Below are 19,739 nucleotides of genomic sequence, written 5' to 3'. Positions count from 1 at the left end.
ACGACAGATATGACAGATATGATAGAAACGATAGATATGACAGATAGGAAATTGGGTACTTAGCGTCATCGTGCCGATAAAAACTGGTGGTAGCTAAAAATTGTCCAGACTACCACCATGCGAAATAGGATTTTAACCTGTCACGAGCGATCGCTAATAGAGAGATGCCAACACCTTATCTGCTGCTGCCCTGAATGCAGTTGCTGCACCAGCGCTCATGTCTCGTGGCGCACAGATACGATTTCTCACATAGGCGAGTGTGATGGCTCCAACCGCAGACACAATCGGATCGGCATTGTCTTTGCCACCTACGCGTCCCCACGGTAATGGTGCGCCATTGCCATTAATCAGATAGTCAGCCAGCAATCTGAGGTGAAAATCAACCGCTTCTTTAACGGCTGTTGTATCTCCATTAACTGCCAATGCTTGTACCCCGGAGTTTTTCAGGATGTCTCCTAAAGCAACTTCTCGGTTATCCGTCAATCTCTCAGCCGCTTCTGCCCGAAATTGGATTTCTTGACTAGCTGCTGCATCGGGTGGCAAGGGATTGCCAATTGGTGTCACGCCCCATCGCCGACGTAGGAGTAAATTGTTGGTGGTATCATCCGATTTGACGCGGTGATAGGCGGGACGCTGTTTGAGTGCTTCAAACCAAGCGTTGATTCGAGGATACCGGGGATTTCCCTTGAGGTGATATCCCCGATAAACGGGTAAGTTAGCCGCCAAGCGGTCTAAATGAGGGCTATAGGTAATATCTACCACGCTAAAGGTTGACAAAAAGTAGGGGCCAGGATACTTTCCAAGAAGTTGCTCTAATTCGTCTAATTTCGCTTCAAAAGCTGCCTGTAAGCTTGCTAATTCATGAGGATCTTCAGGGGCTTGTCTGAGAAATTTGTAAGCAATATCTCTGACACCATTGGTTTCAGCTTCGTCAAGCCACTGCCTCGCAACGGCGTTTTCCTCTGGGTCTTCAGGAAGTAAGGTTGGGCCAAATCGTTCTTCCAATTCTAACAGAATGTCTTTAGATTCATAGACTAACTTTCCCTCAATTTTAGCTGCGGGGACAAGGGTTGTGGGAACTAAATCTGTATACCATTTAGGCTTGTTAGTCAAATCGATAAACTCTGTTGCAAAGGGAATTTCTTTTTCTTCAAGAGCAAACCAAACCCGTTCGCAAAATGGACACCAAGAGTTAGTATCACGGTATAGCAGTACTGGCGGTTCTGTACCTGGCGGCAGTTTATGAAGACTACTAGGGATGGGAGCAGTAGAAGGAGATTGCCCTGGTCTACGCACCCGTCTAGCCGGGGTATTTTTTTGGGCAATTTCTAACAGTTGCTCCCAGTTAGATACGGTGTCTTGAATTGACATATTTCTCCTTAGTTTAAGTTAATCTTTTCCAACTATTTGCATTTATTAATCGCATTCGTAAAGCTGCCATCCCATAATGGTTTCACATCAATCCTCGTTGGGATGACGTTGCTTTTTAGCTCGACCACAAGCTGGTATGAGACGAAATAACTGGAACTTCATAGACAAGTTTCTGACTCTTAAGGATAGGAATTTAGATGATGGAATGGAAATATAGATAAAATTTGGCACCAGAAATTTAACTGTTAACCTTTAGAACTCCAATCTATAGCAGTCCTAAATTATTCGTGAAAATTATATCTCTTTCTTTCCTTTGCGTCCTTGGCGGTTCGTTTCCCAATCTATATTTTTCACAACTCAAATAGGATTGCTATAAAATATGCACAGATGTGAATAACTCTGTCTGCTACAACGCAAAGTAGCAAACTTTTTTTAAAGATAGCAGCCCTCAAGCTATAGACTGGTATGTTTATAGCTTTTAAACAGATAGAAAGTTGACTTCTTGAAGTTGTATTATTAACTCCGGTAATTCTATAGATTTACAGGTGTTAGTGGTGATTATCACATGAAAATAGTTTGAAAGCAAGATTTAATATATCTATTTTTGACTTGTTTAAGTCGGCAAAATCAGAAAAATCTCTATAAATTCGATTTATAGAGACGATACAAAGCTTTAGTAAAAAAAATACACCTAAACTAAAAGGTGTTTAAAGTCAAGCTAATAGCTGCTCTAAATCTACAGCACTTGCAATTTCATCGAGTGTAGCCCAAGAGTGAAGCACCCCATCCAATTAAAGCGCTACCAAAGACTAGCCATGCAGCATTGATGCGGAAGTGAATAGCTAAAATGGCTGAGACGATCGCGATCGCACAGCCGAGAAAATCTACAAACGGGGCTTGTGGTAATGTTAAAGTTGCTATCCCCAGTTGCAGGGTGGTAACAACCATTAACGCTACAGCACTAACATTCACAGCATCCAAAAATGCTCTAGTCCAAGAAGAAGCCCGTAAGCGTGGAATTAGGGGATTCAGGGCAGCAACGAAAACAAAAGAAGGTAGAAAAATTCCGATTGTGGCAACAATTGCGCCAGGTATACCGGCAATGATATAACCAATAAACGTAGCAGTGGAAAGTACTGGCCCAGGAGTAAATTGACCAATTGCGATCGCATCTAGTAACTGCTGTTGTGTCAGCCAGCCGTATTCTTGAACTAATCCTCCTTGGAGAAAAGCCACCAAAAGATAGCCACCACCAAACAAGACACTCCCAACTTTAAGAAAAAACCAACCCAACTGCCATAAAGAAACGTTGATTGCAGAGACAGTCGCTACCGATGCAGCAACAGCCGCTGATGCCTTCAAAGTCGCACCTGTGCTGAGACTAGCAATCAGAAAATTGGCTTTATCTCCTGGTTTGGCGTTTTTCTCACCAGAATGTAACCAAAGCATACCCAGCAATCCCCCAATTAATAGGGCAATTACTTCATTTAATTTGAATAACAATGTCAGTAATGCCACAGCCAAAGCAATTACCAGCAACTGGCGAGTTTTCACAGCCTTTTTTGCCAAGCCCCAGAGGGCATTGATGATGATTGCTAAAACAGCCGGTTTAATGCCATAAAGTAAAGGAGCAACTTGGGGTAGAGTGCCGTAAGCAACATAAACCCAAGCAAACCCACCAGTAATTAGAACCGCAGGTAAGACAAAACAGACGCCTGACACAATCAGCCCCAGCCATCCTGCATAGATGTATCCTATGTGGATAGCCATTTCTGTGGAATTTGGCCCAGGGATTAGGTTAGTTGCACCCAGCAAATCTAGGAAATGCTCCCTTGTCAACCACTGACGCCGCTTAACCACTTCATCTTCAATCATCGCGATATGGGCAACCGGGCCCCCAAAGCCGATGACGCCCAGTTTAAAAAACAGGTTGGCGAGTTCGCCCAAACGACTTGATGCTGAGTTAGTCATTTTTGCTAGGCAATATTTTTTCAAGCAACAAGAGTAACAACCACTTCTAGACTCACAAAATCACTAACTTTTTTCTGCTTCCTTAGCAATATACTTCTCAAGTAGGAATTGCTTGAGGTGCGGTTGTTCTAAGTTTAAACCCAGTTCTTGCGCTTTCTGACTAATTTCCTCATAGGTCAGACCTTCGCTAATCGCATTGGCAATCAAGGCGATACCACCAGCCCTTGCTCCAGCAGCACAGTGAATTAAAATTGGTTTGGGTAAGTTCTCAATCTCCTGAATTGCTAACTTTGTTAGCTCTTGATTTGGTTCTGAAGGCTTTAATGGAACATTGGCATATTGCAGTCCAGCCGCTTCGGCTTGCTGCTGTTCGTCACTGAGAAAACCTGCTTCATCGGGAGAACGCAGGTTCAGCACCGACTTAAATCCCTCTTGGGCTGCCTGTTTTAACTCCTCAGAAGTTGGTTGTCCAGCAGCGCTCAAGTCATCACTAACTTTTTTATTGTTACTCATAATCTTTAACTACACTATTTCGATGTTTTTATCGTAGTTTATTTGATAGAGCAATTTTCGTAGGGTACGTTACGGCTTGAGGCTAACGCACCATGTTATATCATATCCGCCTAAATACTTCTCGTTATGAAGGCAGCGATCGCGGAGTGAAGTAATCGCTTCGTTCCACTCTGTTCCACTCGCAATGACATATCGTAAGTGATTAAGCGGACTTGATATGATTCCTGCATCTGTGCAAAAATCTGAAAACTCTTTCTCCCCCTGCTCCCTGCCCCCTGCTCCCTGCTCCCTGCCCCCTTGCGGTCTTAATGATAAGTCTTTAACCGGACACGATATCATACCTGCTTGTGCTGCATAATTGAATCGCAATCTAAAATTTGCATGAATGTTTGCAAAACAGGGACTGGAATTTAACTGGTGTGCTCCGGTATCTGGTGATGGATTCTACTTGGGTTTGCCCGTTTGGGAACGTCCTCCCAGTCTTGAGTATACTGTTGAGATTTTTAAAACAGCAGAACGATTTGGGTTCCGGCAGGTTCTAATTGGTATGGGTTTCAACAACCATATTATGGAGGCTTGGACTTTAGCAACAGCAGTTTTAGCGCTCACTATTAGTGCTGGGGCAATGGTAGCTGTGCGTCCAGGTTTCTATTCGGCCCCAATATTGGCAAAGATGGCTGTTACCTTAGATAACATCAGTAAAGGTCGCCTTTCGCTTAACATTGTCACAGGTGGACGACCAACGGAACAAGCGATGTATGGTGATTATTTAGGTCATGATAGCCGCTATCGTCGTACCCGTGAATTTATGCAAATTTGTCGGCAGTTATGGTCAACTACTAATCCCTTTGACTATGAGGGAGAATTTTATCAACTCCATCAAACTCGGTTAGAAACCTTACCTCTGCAACCATCTGGGCCGCTATTTTATTTCGGTGGTGCGAGTGAAATGGCTCAACAAGTAGGTGCAGAATTTGCAGATGTTTATCTGATGTGGGGGGAAGCACAGCAACAAGTTGCTGACCGAATCAACCAGATGCAGCAATTAGTAAATAATTGTGGACGGAGAAAGGAGGTGCGTTATGGATTGAGGATTAATATTGTTGCTCGGCCAACTGAAGTCCAAGCCAAAGAAACAGCAAGGGAAATGCTGGCAAAAGTTTCTCCAAAAGTATTAGCTAAAGCACGAGCCACCGAATTTCCTAATACTAAGCGGGAAAGTGTCGGTCAAAGCCGACAGTGGGAATTACGAGGCAATGCTGATGAAGATTGGTATGTTGAACCACTGCTTTGGGCTGGTATTTCTGTAGTGCGGAGTGGTGCGGGAATGGCAATTGTTGGTAGCTATCAACAAGTAGCGGAGCGTCTTTTACAATACATCGATTTGGGAATCACAGTTTTTATATTGTCTGGGTATCCCCATTTAGAAGAGTGCGAAAATGTGGGGCGAAACGTTTTACCGTTAGTTAGAGAAGGCTATCTTCAGAGAAGTAAGTCGGCTCCCGCATAATAGGGACATACACTCTTAGATAAATTCTGCTATTTTCAATCTTGTATGTGTCAGAAAATCAATTATGTTCATTGGTTTGAGGAGATAATCTTTTGTTAATTAACTTAGGCTTTTTAGAGTTAGTATTACTAGAATGTAAATTTTTGTATCACTGTTCAACATTTCCGATCGGAAACGAATAATGCTCAATATTATTCCAGTCAGGATAATTTTGCCAAGCTTACTTTTTTAGGGTTTTTAAAGGTCTTGCTGCACAGTCTTTTTTGGCAACAACAATTTGTCATAACGACAAATAACAGTCACTGTACACTTTTCATTATGACTTGCCATTTTAAGTATTTATAAATAAAATTGAAGTATCAAAAAATACTATTGTACGATGAAAAATTCTACTGAAAGTTCTCAACAAGACCTCAGTCTACCCAAGATGGAAGTAGACCAACTGCTTCTGGAATGGCATGAAAATCCAGCAGCTTACGTAAGTAATATATGTATTCATCAGTTATTTGAATATCAAGTAGAAAAAACACCTGAGCAAATTGCGGTGATTTTTGAAGATAAGCAGCTTTCTTACCAAGAACTTAACCAGCGAGCTAATCAACTAGCGCACTATCTACAAACCCTGAATGTCAAACCTGAGGTTCTAGTTGGCATTTGCCTGGAGCGATCGCTGGAAATGATTGTTGGACTATTAGCCATCCTGAAAGCAGGCGGAGCTTATGTCCCCTTAGATCCAGCCTATCCTTCAGAGCGCCTAGCTTTAATCCTAGAGGACTCACAGTTACCAATACTACTGACCCAACAACATCTACTTTCAAAGCTGCCAGAGCATCAGGCCCATATAGTTTGTCTAGATAGCGATAAAGAGGCAATTACTCAACAAAGTCAGGAGAATCTGACCAGCATAGTTACAGATGAAAACCTGTCTTATGTCATTTACACCTCCGGTTCGACTGGTAAGCCGAAAGGGGTAGCTATTGAACATCACAGCACAGTCGCTCTGTTGCATTGGGCCAGAGAAGTTTTTACAACAGAGGATCTAGCTGGAGTACTGGCTGCAACATCTATTTGCTTCGATCTCTCAGTTTTTGAAATATTTGTTCCCCTCAGTTGGGGTGGTAAGGTAATTTTGGCAGAAAATGCCTTGTATTTACCTACTTTACTTGCCGCTCAAGAAGTCACTCTAATCAATACAGTGCCATCTGCGATCGCAGAGTTACTGAGAATTCAAGGTATACCCACTTCTGTTCGCATCGTTAACTTAGCAGGTGAACCTCTGCAAAATCGTTTGGTGCAGCAGATATATACGTTGGATAATATTCAAAAAGTCTTTAATCTATACGGCCCTACGGAAGATACAACCTATTCTACATTTGCCTTGGTGAAGAAAGGTGACAGCATCGTGACCATTGGCCGTGCGATCGCCAACACATACTGTCTTCTGTTGGACGAACAAATGCAGATAGTACCCACAGGTGTTTCTGGAGAACTATACATTGGCGGCGAGGGACTAGCCAGAGGCTATCTCAACCATCCAGAACTGACAGATCAGCGATTCATCCCCAACCCTTTTGAGGATAGCGCAGCGTTAGCAAGTCCGCGAGCGTCGGCAGGAGGCAGGAGGCAGATCGCGCAGCGTGTCGTAGACAAGGCAGGAGGGAGTAAATTATATAAAACAGGCGACTTAGCTCGTTACTTACCAGATGGCAACATTGAGTATATTGGGCGCATTGACCAACAAGTAAAGATTCGCGGCTTCCGTATTGAGCTAGGAGAAATTGAAACTGCACTGTGGCAACATCCTGATGTGCAAGAAGCTGTAGTGATTGCTAAAGAATTTTCCCCTGGCGACCAACGCCTAGTAGCTTACGTAGTTCTCAAGCCCGAATCATCAGACACGAATGTTGGTAATTTACGCCGTTTTCTCAAACAGAAATTGCCTGACTACGCGATCCCTTCTCGCTTTGTGCAATTGAGTGCTTTACCCTTAACAGCTAACGGAAAAGTCGATCGTAAGGCGCTCCCAGCACCCCTTCAAACTTTAAATGCAAATGAGAAGTTTGTTGCTCCTCGCACTCCGATTGAGGAACAAGTAGCAGAAATTTGGTCTAATGTATTGGGTCTAAAAAAGATTGGCGTTTATGACAATTTCTTAGAGTTGGGAGGACATTCCTTACTAGCCTTTCAGATCCTCTGTCGTATCCGCGATATCTTTCAGGTTGAGTTGCCAATGCGGCATTTCTTTGAAGCGCCCACCATCTCTGAAATAGCTGACAGCATTATACAAGCACAACAGGAAGACATCGGATGTTCTGTAGTGCCAATACAATCCATTGGGCGCGATCGCGATTTACCGCTTTCGTTTGGGCAAGAAAGGTTGTGGTTTCTTGACCAGTTAGTACCCAATCATGCTTTTTACAACGTTCCCGAAGCCTTTCGCCTCAGAGGTGTACTCAACGCCACAATATTAGAACAGAGTTTGAATGAAATTATCAACCGCCATGAAGTCCTGCGAACTACATATTCGAGCTTGAACGGACAACCCATACAGGTTATCCACTCAACTTTTCCCATCAAACTTTTAGTAGTGAACCTTCAAGGGCTGTCTCCAGACGATCGGGAATCTCAAGTCCGCCAGCTCATCCTTGAAGAAGCCCAACGTCCTTTCGATTTAGTTCAAGGGCCATTGCTGCGAACAACATTGCTGCAATTGAGTTCAGAGGAACATATATTCCTCCTCAACCTACACCATATTCTTTGTGATGATTGGTCTTTAAATCTTTTGTTCGAGGAACTGTCAGTCCTCTATCAAGCTTTCTCCACTGGCAACCCTTCGCCCCTTCCTGACTTAGCTATTCAGTATGCTGACTTTGCAGCTTGGCAACGGCAGTGGCTGCAAGGTGAAATTTTAAATAATAAGCTTGCTTATTGGCAGCAACATTTGAGCGGCAGTCTACCTATATTAGAATTGCCCACCGATTATCCACGACCATTGGAGCCAAGATATCAAGGGGCGCGTCAATCGGTCGTTATCCCCAAATCCCTAACCGATGCCCTGAATGTTCTCTCGCGCCAAGAAGGTACTACCTTGTTTATGACCTTGTTGGCAGCATTCCAGACACTCCTATTTCGCTACACAGGGCAAGAAGACATTTTAGTAGGTGCTCCGATTAGCAACCGCCACCGTTCTGAATTAGAAGGACTAATTGGGTTTTTGCTCAATACTTTGGTATTGCGAACCAACTTGTCCGGCTCCCCAAGTTTCCGGCAGTTGTTAGGTCGAGTCCGGGAAGTAGCTTTATCAGGTTATACTCACCAAGACTTACCGTTTGAGAAGCTAGTTGATGCTCTACAGATCGAGCGGGGCTTGAACCAAAATCCACTGATTTCAGTGATGTTTAATCTTCAGAATACCCCAGCGCCTAAGCTGACTGTTCCCGGATTGACAATGAACCATCTGGGAATTGATAACGGGACATCCAAGTTCGATCTATACCTCGAACTGCGCGAGACAGCAGCAGGGATATCGGGCAACTTGGAATATAGTACTGACCTATTTAAAGCTGAGACGATCGCTCTGATGGTGGAAAATTTTTCTACTTTAGTACAGAGTATTGTCTCTAACCCAGACCAGACAATTTCCAACTTACCCCTGTTAACATTCCCTGGCGATCGCCAAACTAAGCAGATATATAACGGCAATATAGATATTCGCAGTCTACCAGAGCCTAAAATGGATAGAAGCGATTTAGAAGCAGCATTTGTCGCACCTCGTACTCTGATTGAGTCACAAATGGCTGAAATTTGGAGCCGAGTTCTGGCGATCGCAGAAGTTGGGATTCACGATAATTTCTTTGAGCTTGGTGGTAATTCTCTGCTAGCATCTCAGTTGATTTTTTTTGTGAGAGAAACCTTTCAAGTAGATTTACCTCTAAAAAGCTTGTTTGAAAAATCCACTATAGAAGCGCTGGCTCAGGTAATAGAGACAGTGCGTCGAGATGGCGTTTCTGCTTTAAGCAGTGCGATCGATCTAAAATCTGAGGTAGTACTCGATCCCGCCATCAATGCTCAAGGAAGGCCTGTTGCTCAGATCAATGAATTGCGTCATGTTTTTCTCACAGGAGCTACAGGCTTTTTGGGGGCTTTTTTACTTGATGAACTGCTACATCAAACTCAAGCAAAAATATACTGCCTAGTGCGTTCCACGAACGAGCATGAAGGGTTAAAAAAGATTCAACAAAACCTAGAAAAATATTCCCTCCATCATCCAAATTTTAGCTCTCATGTGATTGCGATTCCGGGAGACTTAGAACAGCCATACTTGGGTATTCCTAGCGAACAGTTTGAAAAGCTGGCTCTGCAAATTGATGCTATTTATCACAGTGCTGCCCAAGTCAATTTTGCTAAACCATACTCTGCAATCAAGAAATCCAATGTTCTCGGAACTCAAGAAGTTCTCAGATTAGCTTGTATGGGCAAAATTAAACCAATGCATTACATTTCTACCATTGCTGTTTTTGGTGCAATCAGCCATTTTACAGGACAAAAAGTAGTTTACGAAGATGACAACATCGAGCTTTGTAAAGACTATGTTGCTCTGGATCTTGGCTATGCTCAAACCAAATGGGTAGCCGAAAATCTTGTATGGGTTGCCAAGTCTAGGGGAATACCTGTTAGCATCTACAGAACAGGATTTCTCATGGGACATAGCGGTACAGGTATTGCTCATACAAAAGATGCTTTTGTGCCGAGAATTATTAAAGGATGCATACAGCTTGGTAGTTATCCAGAACTCATAGATCAAAAAGAAGAATTGATTCCTGTGGATTACGCCAGCAGAGCAATTGTCCATTTATCCAAAAAGCAAGAATCTCTAGGAAAGGCTTTCCATATAGTACCCCCACCAGACCAAAATATTGGACTTATCGAGCTTTTTGAGTTTATTTGTTCTAATGGTTATCAACTCAAGAAGTTACCATATACTCAGTGGAAAGATGAGCTAATTGCAAATTTCAGGCACTCTCAGGAAAATGTTTTACATCCGCTTTTACCGATGATGTCTGAAAAAGTCTATCAAAATTCTTTGACAATCATGGAGTTGTATCAAAATACAGTTGATTATGACTATCAGAATACCCTGAATGGATTGGCAGATTCTGCAATTGTTTGTCCACCAATGGATGTTAAACTCCTAGATAAATACTTGTCATATTTCGTTAGTAGTGGTTTCTTAAATTCACCACCTTTAAGGCAGGAGTACATGTTCGCGCTATAATTTTCAGCTTAACATTCCTTTATCTAACTGACTCAAAGGAACAAAGATTAGTCAGATTAACCCTTTTCTGTCATTCTCCGTAATTTCTATTTATGGAGAGTGATAATACGGTTCAGTTAAAGCTAGAAAGCGGTTAGTTATGTAAAATTTCGGAACTTCTACTTCACGACTAAATCCTGGAAAGAATTAGAACTTATGCGTTGACAAATTAGACAGACAATGAAGAGAGAGAAATCAGGACAAAAAAGGCGCTCACTAGTTCGTCTAACAGCACAGTGAATGCCAACACTTTTAACGCAGACCAAATAGGTGGTAGCATTGAGAACAAATATGCTTAAGAACGCTCAACGATAAGAAGCCTAGATTTGGAATGATTTTCCACGATCGCCTACGTTTATTTCTTAAACTACGGTTTGCCAATTAACTTATAGTAGTTTTAATAGTATACTGGATTTTTAATTTGAATTAGCACAAGTAATTCTAAAGCTGTCTTAAAAAAAAACTCATGGCCATTACACAAAGGCGTAAACTTGGACGTTCAGAACTAGAAGTATCACCACTATCTTTTGGTGGCAACGTGTTTGGGTGGACTATTGATGAAAATACTTCATTCGATATTTTAGATAACTTTATAGCGGCTGGAGGTAATTTTATTGACACTGCTGATGTTTATTCCAAATGGGTTACTGGGAATCAGGGTGGAGAATCGGAGAGCATCTTAGGGAAGTGGCTTAAGCAGCGTGGCAACCGCGATCGAGTGGTGATTGCTACTAAAGTTGGTAATGACATGGGTATTAAAGGCAAAGGGCTTTCTCGCAAACACATTCAACAAGCTGTTGAAGACTCATTGCAGAGATTACAAACCGATTATATCGATCTGTATCAATCGCATATCGATGATGAAAACACTCCGCTTGAAGAAACTCTTGAAACCTACGGAGAATTGATTCGTCAGGGAAAAGTACGTGCAATTGGTGCTTCAAACTATAGTGCAGAGCGTTTGGCACAGGCATTAGAAATTAGCCACCAATATGGCTATCCTCGCTATGAAAGCCTTCAGCCTCGTTATAATTTGTATGACCGAGATGGTTATGAGCAAGATTTACAACAAATTTCCCAAGAACAGGAAATTGGTGTAATTAGCTATTCCTCTCTGTGCAGTGGCTTTCTCTCTGGTAAATATCGCTCAGAAAAAGATTTGTCTATTAGTCTTCGTGGTAATTCTGTAAAAAGATATTTAAACCCTCGTGGCTTGCGAATTTTAAAGGCAATCGATCGGGTGGCAAATACTTATAATTCTACTCCCACCCAAGTTTCTCTGGCGTGGCTCATTGCTAATCCCAGCATTACTGCTCCTATTGTTAGTGCAACAAAGGTTGAGCAACTCAACGATATCATCAAAGCTGTCAATATAAAGCTCGACCAAGATTCTATTGACCTTCTCAATCAAGCCAGTACCTCAAACACCTAGTAAGCTAATCGTCATTCATTTTTCCAGAATAATTCGCTTGTAGTAAGGGCTTCAGCCCTGCTTTTATGCAACTTAAATGCCGATTAGCTTACCACTATCCGGAAGTCAACACTCAACGTCATCGGGCGTTATCGGTCGAATCAGTGTAAACTCCAGCAGTAGCGATTCTGGCCCGAGGCCGCTTAATAATTATCGTCCAGCCTTAGTGACTCAATAATCTCTGCGATTGCTTTCAAGACTGCGCGATCGCGGATATTATTCCTACCTTATCTCCATCTTTCCAACTCACTGAGCACACTATCACCAGCAACATATGCTCAGTGCGCCGCTGAGTTTTACGGCGTGCCCCTGGATTACTTTTATTCAGTAAGATGATTTCATGGTGTAATCCAGAAGAGTAATTAATTAACGCCGACGCTTCACAAAGATGAATAGAGCGATCGCACTCACACCTAAAAGCCATCCCCCTGATGCTTCAGGTACGCTAACTTTCAAGGGATTAATGGGTTTAGAGAGATTTTCCTTCCCATTCTCAACTTTACGGTCAAAGCGATCGCTTTGGGCTTCTGCTTCTTTGAGTAACTGTCTTTGTTCATCGTTGACTAATACCAACATTGAAGAATAAGGACTAACAATCTTGTACTTTTTGGCTATGGCGTGAATCGCATCCAAACTTTTGAGGTTATCTAACTTAATTTTTTTACTCAACCCTAAAATTAATTGTCTAGCTGCTAATGGCAATAAATCATCTTGTGGGTTGCTAGTTGCAATTGCTGTGTCTAATGTTTGCAGATACCAAGCATAACCATTAACAACACTCACAACAGAGCCACTTAAAACTGATTTAGTTGCAATTCGTTGCAGTACCTCAGAAATATCAACACCAACCCCACCACCGCTATCTTGTAATAATTTAATGATGCCATCGTTATAAGCCCCAGGTAATCCACCTAGATGTACCATCCACAAAGGTACAGGCATATCCGGGACAGTTTTATTGTTCTTCGACAATTCATAACTACCTTCATCACTCAACAGCAAAACGACATCATAAACTGTATCTCCACGCAAATTATTAAACTGTGTCAGCATTTCTTGGGGTTGAATTGTGCCGTAAAAGGCGACTTTTTCCGGTTGAAATTGCTGGAGATCGTCTAACCGTTTGGGTGCAGCGCCAGGAGAAACACTAAGATATAAATCTGCATCGTTGTTTGTCAAATCATTATCTGCAAAGCCGTGTTTTTTCAACCATGATAATGTTTGCACCAATTCTTTAATATGTTGCCCCATGCTGCGAGAGGTATCGAGAACTACAGCAACTCGTTGGTCTTTGGGTAAGGTGTAATCTTGACGAGATAAGGGTTTAGCTAATATTTTGTAGCCTTCCTCTAAATTTACTTCATGTAATACAGGCTGAATTTTTCCACTCGCGGGGATGAATTTTTCTAACCAAGCATCGGCTTTCAAACCGATTTCTTTGCCGTTGCGGATACGCTTGGTTTGATTAGTCCAGAATATATTACGTCTTTCCCCTAAATCGGGCATTTCCCAACCCAAGTCTTGTCCCAGCACTTTGTAAGTCAACCATAGGTGCATTTCTGTGGGAAGTGGTGGTTGCCCTACTATTTGTTGTACATTTTTAGGAGGAATCGGAAAAGCCCGTAAGCGATAATGTCTCGGCCCTACTTGTTCCAACAAAGCTGGATCTATAGGCCGCGAACGTCTAACTTGAGAATTATAAACTTTCTGGGCAGCACCGCGAGAAGAGACAACAAAAGGGAAACGTTGGTCTAATTTATTAGTATCTCCCAACCATAAGCCAGTAATTACAGCGCTTTCTGGCAAAGAAAAGGAGTAAAAAACTTCCTGAACTTCTCGTGTTTGATTTTTATAAACTTCGTACAATTCCACATCAGCCCAATCGTTATGTTCTTTAACTGTGACTTCTTGTGATACCAATAAAACTTTTTTTTCGTTGATATTTAATAAACCTGCTTTAACTTCTTGTTCGTTAAAAGTAGATTGTACTGCGTGACTAACCGCTGTTTTTTCTGCTTTTTGTAGAGGTGTATCAAAAAAATCGGCGTAAAGTTTCTCTGCCTTGACAGTATCTTTGTCAGAACCATTATATAAAAATGGTGACATCAGAAAGTTATAAGTTGCTTGCACTCCATCAGCAGCCGATTTATCTAAGCCTAATACCTGATGATACATAGCACTGATATGGTTATTTTCTTGCTTGCTGCTAAGATACCGGTAAGAAGATAAATAAGCATTAACTAATCCTGTACGGATTTGTTCTGACTTGGCTACAAGCATTTGGCGATCGCTATCATTTTTAGGTGCATTAGCTAAGAGTGAAAAAGCTAATACTTGGGGTTGTTGTTGTAAAGATACAAAAGTAACAGCAAACGCCACAACAACTGCACTAGCACCAGCAAATGTTTTCTTATTACCATGTTCTGAAGCAAAATATCTTAAAATTTTTGCTCCCGAATATACATATATTGCTGTTAACGCTGATGGCATTGCAACAAACAATGTGGCACTAAAACCGACAAGAACTAGCCAAATGAGAATCAGGAATAACCCCCCCACAAAAGCTGAGTGATATAGTATACTCCATAATGGTTGTACCCATGCAAATTTGATGAATTGTTGCAACAGAAATACCGCTAAAGGCAAGGCATAAAATAACAACATTGCACCTGCATAAATACCAAATATCAGCATTAATGTATGGGCTAACATTTGTACCCATTGCAAACCACTTTTGCGTCGGGAAGCATAACCCCAAAATAATTCCCCAGTAAAAGCAGCTATACATATACCCGCTGTTATCAGAATTTGGCCACTAGCCGATGTCAGTTCTCGAATCACAAATAACCGCAACAAACACAACACCAACAGTGGTGCTTCTACACCATAAAATAGGCGAATTAGTTGTAAAGGTTGTTTAATAAACCTCCAGGCACCGATAATACTGGAAATTGTGGGGATGGCAATTAAAGTAACTAGAGTAAAGAAAAATTCAGTTGGGATATCACCTCTTAAAGTTGCCTGTAATAATGGCACACCTACGTATGGTAATATCCCTAAGTAAACTAACATTAAAAATGTCAGGTTCCAGATCCAAAAAATTCCGTAATAACTTGCATTCCAAAACAATTTCACAGCTTTACTCCTCCTAAAATTGATGTTTCTGCATCTATACGCTAGCCTTGAAAGTCAATAAATTTGATTTCTAACTCACCACGAATTTGTCGTAAATTGGCGAAGAGTTGGTCAAGCGGGTTATCTAGAGATTGCAATACGTGTAAATCTTGGGTCAGAATGCTCTCAGTTGAACCTGTGTACTGTCCCCGCAGTAAAGTATGTACATACCAGTACAATAACTTATCACGTTCTTTGCGATCTCTAAGATGTTCATAAATTATTTTTACTTTTAATAATTAGTCACAAACTAATCAATACTTTAAACATAGTTCCTTATTTTAAGTTTTCCCTCAACATTGGCTTTTCTAACAATTTGCTTAGATAATGAAATCTTGGCACAAAATTTAACGCAAATAGCCCACATCATCAGGGCTTTCGGCAATCTTGAGGATTCAATGGTTTGGGTAATTGGCTACGGTATTGGGCATTCGTGAAAAGGAAGCAATAATTTCATCAAACCAACGAATAATAGTGTTGTGTTCTCTAAGAACTAACTACCACTGGCACGCATCAATATCAATGTTCTTGTTGGGGGCGTAAGCTGTTAATCGTAGCGGTCAAAATCAGGACAATTGCCAAAACCAACGCGGCAGTTCTAAGCATTGAATTATCAGAGTGCTTGAGTGCGTTCGTCGCAGACGTTGGCGCAGCGATCGCCACCAATGCCCAGAGTATTACTCCTGTATAAGCGATGTCTCGACGCTGGATAACTATAACTGCTGCAACTGCTGTTGCTACCAATAACATGATGATAGTCCATGTTACAGCAGAAATCCCCCAACCGTTCCACCCGTGAAAATACAAGGCACACGCTACGTTGACAATGGTCGCCACGCTAATCCAGCCCAGATAAATGCTAATCGGAAAGTGAACACACCATTTTTTCAGCCGAGGTACACGCTTATTGCCAATTTCTAACCGCACATAAACACCAATTAGGGGCAACAGAATCAAAAGCATTGCAATTACAGAAAGAGCAAAAAGCCGAGACAAAAACAGATACACCCAAATACTTTGAGCAACACAGGCGATCGCCAACAGATAACCTGTCTTACGTAAATCAGGCTCATCTCGTTGGTCAGGTAGAGCTTGGTATACTCCAAAAGCAAACAACCCAAGGTAAATCAGCCCCCAGATAGCAAAGGCGTAATTGGCAGGGATAATCAGGACATTTTTAAACAAAGTATTGGAAATTTCCCCTATGCTGAGTCCATTGAGCGGGAAAACGTTCGATACTACGTTGATAACGAAAGCACCAAAAATTGCAGCCAAAGTAACAAGTTGCCGCCAAAAATCCCGGTAATTGCCTCTTGTGGACTGCTGCATAGGATGTTCACTCATAATCTTTTGTGCTTTTAGCTTACATCTGAAAAAGAGCGATGCATATAAACCTAACTGAGTTTCCTTTTCCACATGCCGTGAAAAGTCAGATTTAGGATTGCTATATTATAGTCTCGGTGTTTTTTTGTGCCTTTTTGCCGATTCTCAATCAATTTTAGCGATCGCCTCCGGCGGGCGCTTCGCGCCATCGCAATACCTGCCGGCTTTCTCATGCTCATATCTAGCAAGCTTTTTGCCTTTTTCTAACCGTCGAACTCACATAGTCTTATTGACTCAACCCCGATTGAAGTTTGTCATCGATGTCGCGTACACGGACACAAGGTCTTTAAAGGATTAGTCAAATGGGGTAAAAATTCACCTTCATTGGTACTTTGGCTTTTATGTGGAGTAAGTTGCTATGAGAATCTTGCTGATCGAAGATGACGAAGTTTTAGCGAGTGTTTTGTTGCAGTCTCTTACCCAACAACACTATGCTGTTGAAATTGCACGAGATGGACAAATTGGCTGGGAATATGCCCAAGGTACTAACTACGACCTGATATTAACAGATGTTGGACTGCCGAAACTCGATGGCATTACTTTATGTCAGCGCTTACGTTCTAGTGGTTGTTCCACTCCTATTTTGTTGATCACAGCAAAAGATGAAACTAGCGATCGCATTCGGGGACTCGATGCTGGAGCAGATGATTATCTCATTAAACCTTTAAATTTGGGAGAACTCCAAGCAAGGGTACGCGCTTTGTTACGTCGCGGCGATACTCCCCGTCCTCCAGTGCTAGAAGTTGGGGCATTGCGGTTAGATCCAAGTATTTGCGAGGTAACATACGATAATCAAGTTCTGGATTTAACACCCAAAGAATATAGTCTGCTGGAGTTATTACTGCGGAATCCATTGCGGGTTTTTAGTCGGGGAGATATTATCGAACATCTCTGGACTTTTGACGATCCACCCCAAGAAGAAACTGTTAAGTCCCATATTAAGTGGTTGCGACACAAGTTAAAAGTAGCTGGAGCCGTAGACTGGATTGAAAACGTTTATGGTTTGGGATATCGCTTAAACTCCCAAAAAGCTACTAGTAGTAGAAATAGCGAAAAAATAACTCAAAGAAATCCAGATCAAAATTCCTCCATACCCGATATTTCCCCATCCGTTGAACAGCAATTTAACCAAGCAATGAGCGGGTTGTGGAGCCAATACCAGGGACTAATGACGCAGCGAATGGAGGTACTACAACAAGCAGCAACAGAACTCTCTAGCGGCACGCTAACTATAGGATTACGTGAATCGGCAGGACGAGAAGCGCACAAGCTAGCTGGTGTTTTGGGAATGTTTGAGCAAGAAGCAGGAACTCAAATAGCGCGGGAAATCGAACAGATTTTAGACAAAGATGGAGAGTTATTACCAGCCCAAAAACACCAGATAATATCGCTGATCCAAGAGTTAGGCAACTTGTTAAACCAAACGAAGGTAGTTAATCAAACTGTTACCTCGATTGGGGAAGAGATAAGCCCGAAGTTACTGCTAATTGATCCTGATTTACAACTGGGTTCACAATTGCAACAACTGGCATATTCTACGGAAATGCGTTGGCAGCAAATAACAACCTTAGAAGGTGCAAAAAACTTCTTGCAAACCACATCGCCAGATTTAGTAGTACTGAATGTAGATGAGATCGGGCAGCGAGAGGAAACTTTGGCACTAATGCTGGACTTAGCAACACATACCCCTGCTGTACCTGTTCTGGCGCTGGCTGTCAGCGATCGGCTAGTGGATCGGGTGACTTTGGCTCAGTCTGGGGCGCGGGGTTTTCTCGTCAAGCCTGTCACAGCAAGTCAAGTTTGGGAAACTGCGTCTCAAATATTGCAGTTTACCCGTTCTTTAACAGTAAATGTATTAGTAGTTGATGATGATCCACTGATTTTAGCAGCATTAGGCCCAATGTTAGAACCTTGGGGAATGCGAATGACCGGATTGGACGATCCCCTACGTTTCTGGGAGGTATTACAATCTACTGCACCAGATTTGTTGATTTTGGATGTGGAAATGCCCCAAATCAGTGGGATAGAACTTTGCCAAGCAGTTCGCACAGATCCCCAATGGCAGGAATTGCCAATTGTATTTCTGACGGCTCGCCGGGAGATGGAAACAGTGCAGCAGGTGTTTGCTGCTGGGGGAGATGATTATGTGGTTAAACCCGTTGTGGGGGCAGAATTGCTGGCAAGGATTGCCCACCGCCTAGAACGCAGCCGCCTACTACAGTCGCTCTCTACCAAAGATCCCTTAACCGGACTAGCAAATCAGTTACAGTCTAGCCGCGATTTACAGCATCTGATTGCTCAAGCCGAGAAAAATCAGCAATCGGTTTGCTTAACAATCTTGAATATCAGCGATTTACGCCAAATTAATATCCAGTATGGGCATGAGGCTGGTAATCAAGTATTGCAACGATGGAGTCGTTTATTCCAATCGGCATTTCGCGGTGGCGAAATATTGGGCTATTGGGGTAATGGAGAATTTGTGGTAGGAGTTTCTGGGTTTACTGAAACAGAACGGCTTGTCGTCCAGCATCGCCTCAGTGACATTTTAACCAAGCTGCGCCAGCAAGTCTTTACAGCTCCCAATGGCGATCGCTTCCAGGCAACTTGTAATTTTGCTGTGGTTGAGTATCCTAGTGATGGACTAAACATCCAATCTTTATACCAAGTTGCTAATTCTATGCTAAAGCAGAACTAAGGCAATACTTATCGGGTTTTGCATTTTTAACTCGGAATCGGGTTTGGGGTAAAGAGGAAAGGTTTTTTCTTTCCCTTTTCCCTTTACCCTTTTCCCCAAAAACCGAGAAGTATTGATTAGAGTGCGTTATAGACACGCCGAAATAACAAATGAGTATGCTGAAATAACAAATGAGTACTCCGAAATAACAAATGAGTATGCTGAAATAACAAATCAGTACGCCGAAATAACAAATGAGTACTCCGAAATAACAAATGAGTACTCCGAAATAACAAATGAGTACTCCGAAATAACAAATGAGTACTCCGAAATAACAAATGAGTACTCCGAAATAACA

At 42.1% G+C, this 19,739-nt stretch carries 12 protein-coding genes and 1 pseudogene; 5 read left to right on the top strand and 8 right to left on the bottom strand.

The features are described from left to right. Positions 1-153: 153 nt before the first annotated feature. The 4 genes from V7L01_RS02975 to V7L01_RS02960 form a co-directional block, all read right to left on the bottom strand. Positions 154-1,371: a glutathione S-transferase family protein gene (locus V7L01_RS02975; RefSeq protein WP_335031779.1), complete on the bottom strand. Its 1,218-nt coding sequence runs from the start codon at positions 1,369-1,371 to the stop codon at positions 154-156. A 753-nt stretch (positions 1,372-2,124) separates the two neighbouring features. After that, entirely contained in the window at positions 2,125-3,342 is a 1,218-nt protein-coding gene (gene chrA / locus V7L01_RS02970; RefSeq protein WP_335031777.1) for a chromate efflux transporter, read from the bottom strand. Between the two features lie 63 nt (positions 3,343-3,405). Beyond that, the gene (locus tag V7L01_RS02965) at positions 3,406-3,855 is read right to left on the bottom strand and encodes a beta-lactamase hydrolase domain-containing protein (protein WP_335031775.1); all 450 of its coding nucleotides are present in this window, start codon (positions 3,853-3,855) and stop codon (positions 3,406-3,408) included. 69 nt (positions 3,856-3,924) lie between these two features. Beyond that, on the bottom strand, positions 3,925-4,194 hold the full coding sequence (locus V7L01_RS02960) for a hypothetical protein (RefSeq protein ID WP_335031773.1): 270 nt from the start codon (positions 4,192-4,194) through the stop codon (positions 3,925-3,927). Between the two features lie 46 nt (positions 4,195-4,240). Between V7L01_RS02960 and V7L01_RS02955 the strand changes: the two genes are divergently transcribed. The 3 genes from V7L01_RS02955 to V7L01_RS02945 all read left to right on the top strand — a co-directional run bounded on the left by V7L01_RS02955 (position 4,241) and on the right by V7L01_RS02945 (position 12,111). Further along, positions 4,241-5,365, top strand: coding sequence for an LLM class flavin-dependent oxidoreductase (locus V7L01_RS02955; protein WP_335031771.1), 1,125 nt, complete (start codon positions 4,241-4,243; stop codon positions 5,363-5,365). Positions 5,366-5,744: 379 nt separating this feature from the next. After that, positions 5,745-10,640, top strand: coding sequence for a non-ribosomal peptide synthetase (locus tag V7L01_RS02950; protein ID WP_335031769.1), 4,896 nt, complete (start codon positions 5,745-5,747; stop codon positions 10,638-10,640). A 505-nt stretch (positions 10,641-11,145) separates the two neighbouring features. Continuing rightward, entirely contained in the window at positions 11,146-12,111 is a 966-nt protein-coding gene (locus tag V7L01_RS02945) for an aldo/keto reductase (protein ID WP_335031768.1), read from the top strand. A 405-nt stretch (positions 12,112-12,516) separates the two neighbouring features. Here V7L01_RS02945 and V7L01_RS02940 read toward each other — a convergent pair whose 3' ends face one another. From V7L01_RS02940 to V7L01_RS02925, 4 genes are all read right to left on the bottom strand, one after another. Then, entirely contained in the window at positions 12,517-15,285 is a 2,769-nt protein-coding gene (locus tag V7L01_RS02940; protein WP_335031766.1) for a TIGR02921 family PEP-CTERM protein, read from the bottom strand. A gap of 41 nt (positions 15,286-15,326) precedes the next feature. Next, positions 15,327-15,503 carry a hypothetical protein gene (locus V7L01_RS02935; RefSeq protein WP_335031764.1) on the bottom strand — a complete coding sequence of 59 codons (177 nt, stop codon included), beginning with the start codon at positions 15,501-15,503 and terminating at the stop codon, positions 15,327-15,329. Between the two features lie 340 nt (positions 15,504-15,843). Next, entirely contained in the window at positions 15,844-16,653 is an 810-nt protein-coding gene (locus V7L01_RS02930; RefSeq protein ID WP_335032164.1) for a tryptophan-rich sensory protein, read from the bottom strand. 65 nt (positions 16,654-16,718) lie between these two features. Then, complete coding sequence (locus V7L01_RS02925; RefSeq protein ID WP_335031762.1) at positions 16,719-16,880, bottom strand: hypothetical protein; 162 nt, start codon at positions 16,878-16,880, stop codon at positions 16,719-16,721. Between the two features lie 49 nt (positions 16,881-16,929). Between V7L01_RS02925 and V7L01_RS02920 the strand changes: the two are divergent. Then, a pseudogene (locus V7L01_RS02920) lies at positions 16,930-17,047 on the top strand (transposase); the annotation flags it as partial. 18 nt (positions 17,048-17,065) lie between these two features. Continuing rightward, positions 17,066-19,402 (top strand): response regulator, encoded by a 2,337-nt coding sequence (locus tag V7L01_RS02915; RefSeq protein ID WP_335031760.1) that lies wholly within the window; start codon positions 17,066-17,068, stop codon positions 19,400-19,402. Positions 19,403-19,739 lie beyond the last annotated feature (337 nt).

The sequence above is a fragment of the Nostoc sp. genome (assembly GCF_036917095.1).
Classification (GTDB): Bacteria; Cyanobacteriota; Cyanobacteriia; order Cyanobacteriales; family Nostocaceae; genus Nostoc.
This window is presented reverse-complemented; position numbering and strand designations above follow the sequence as displayed.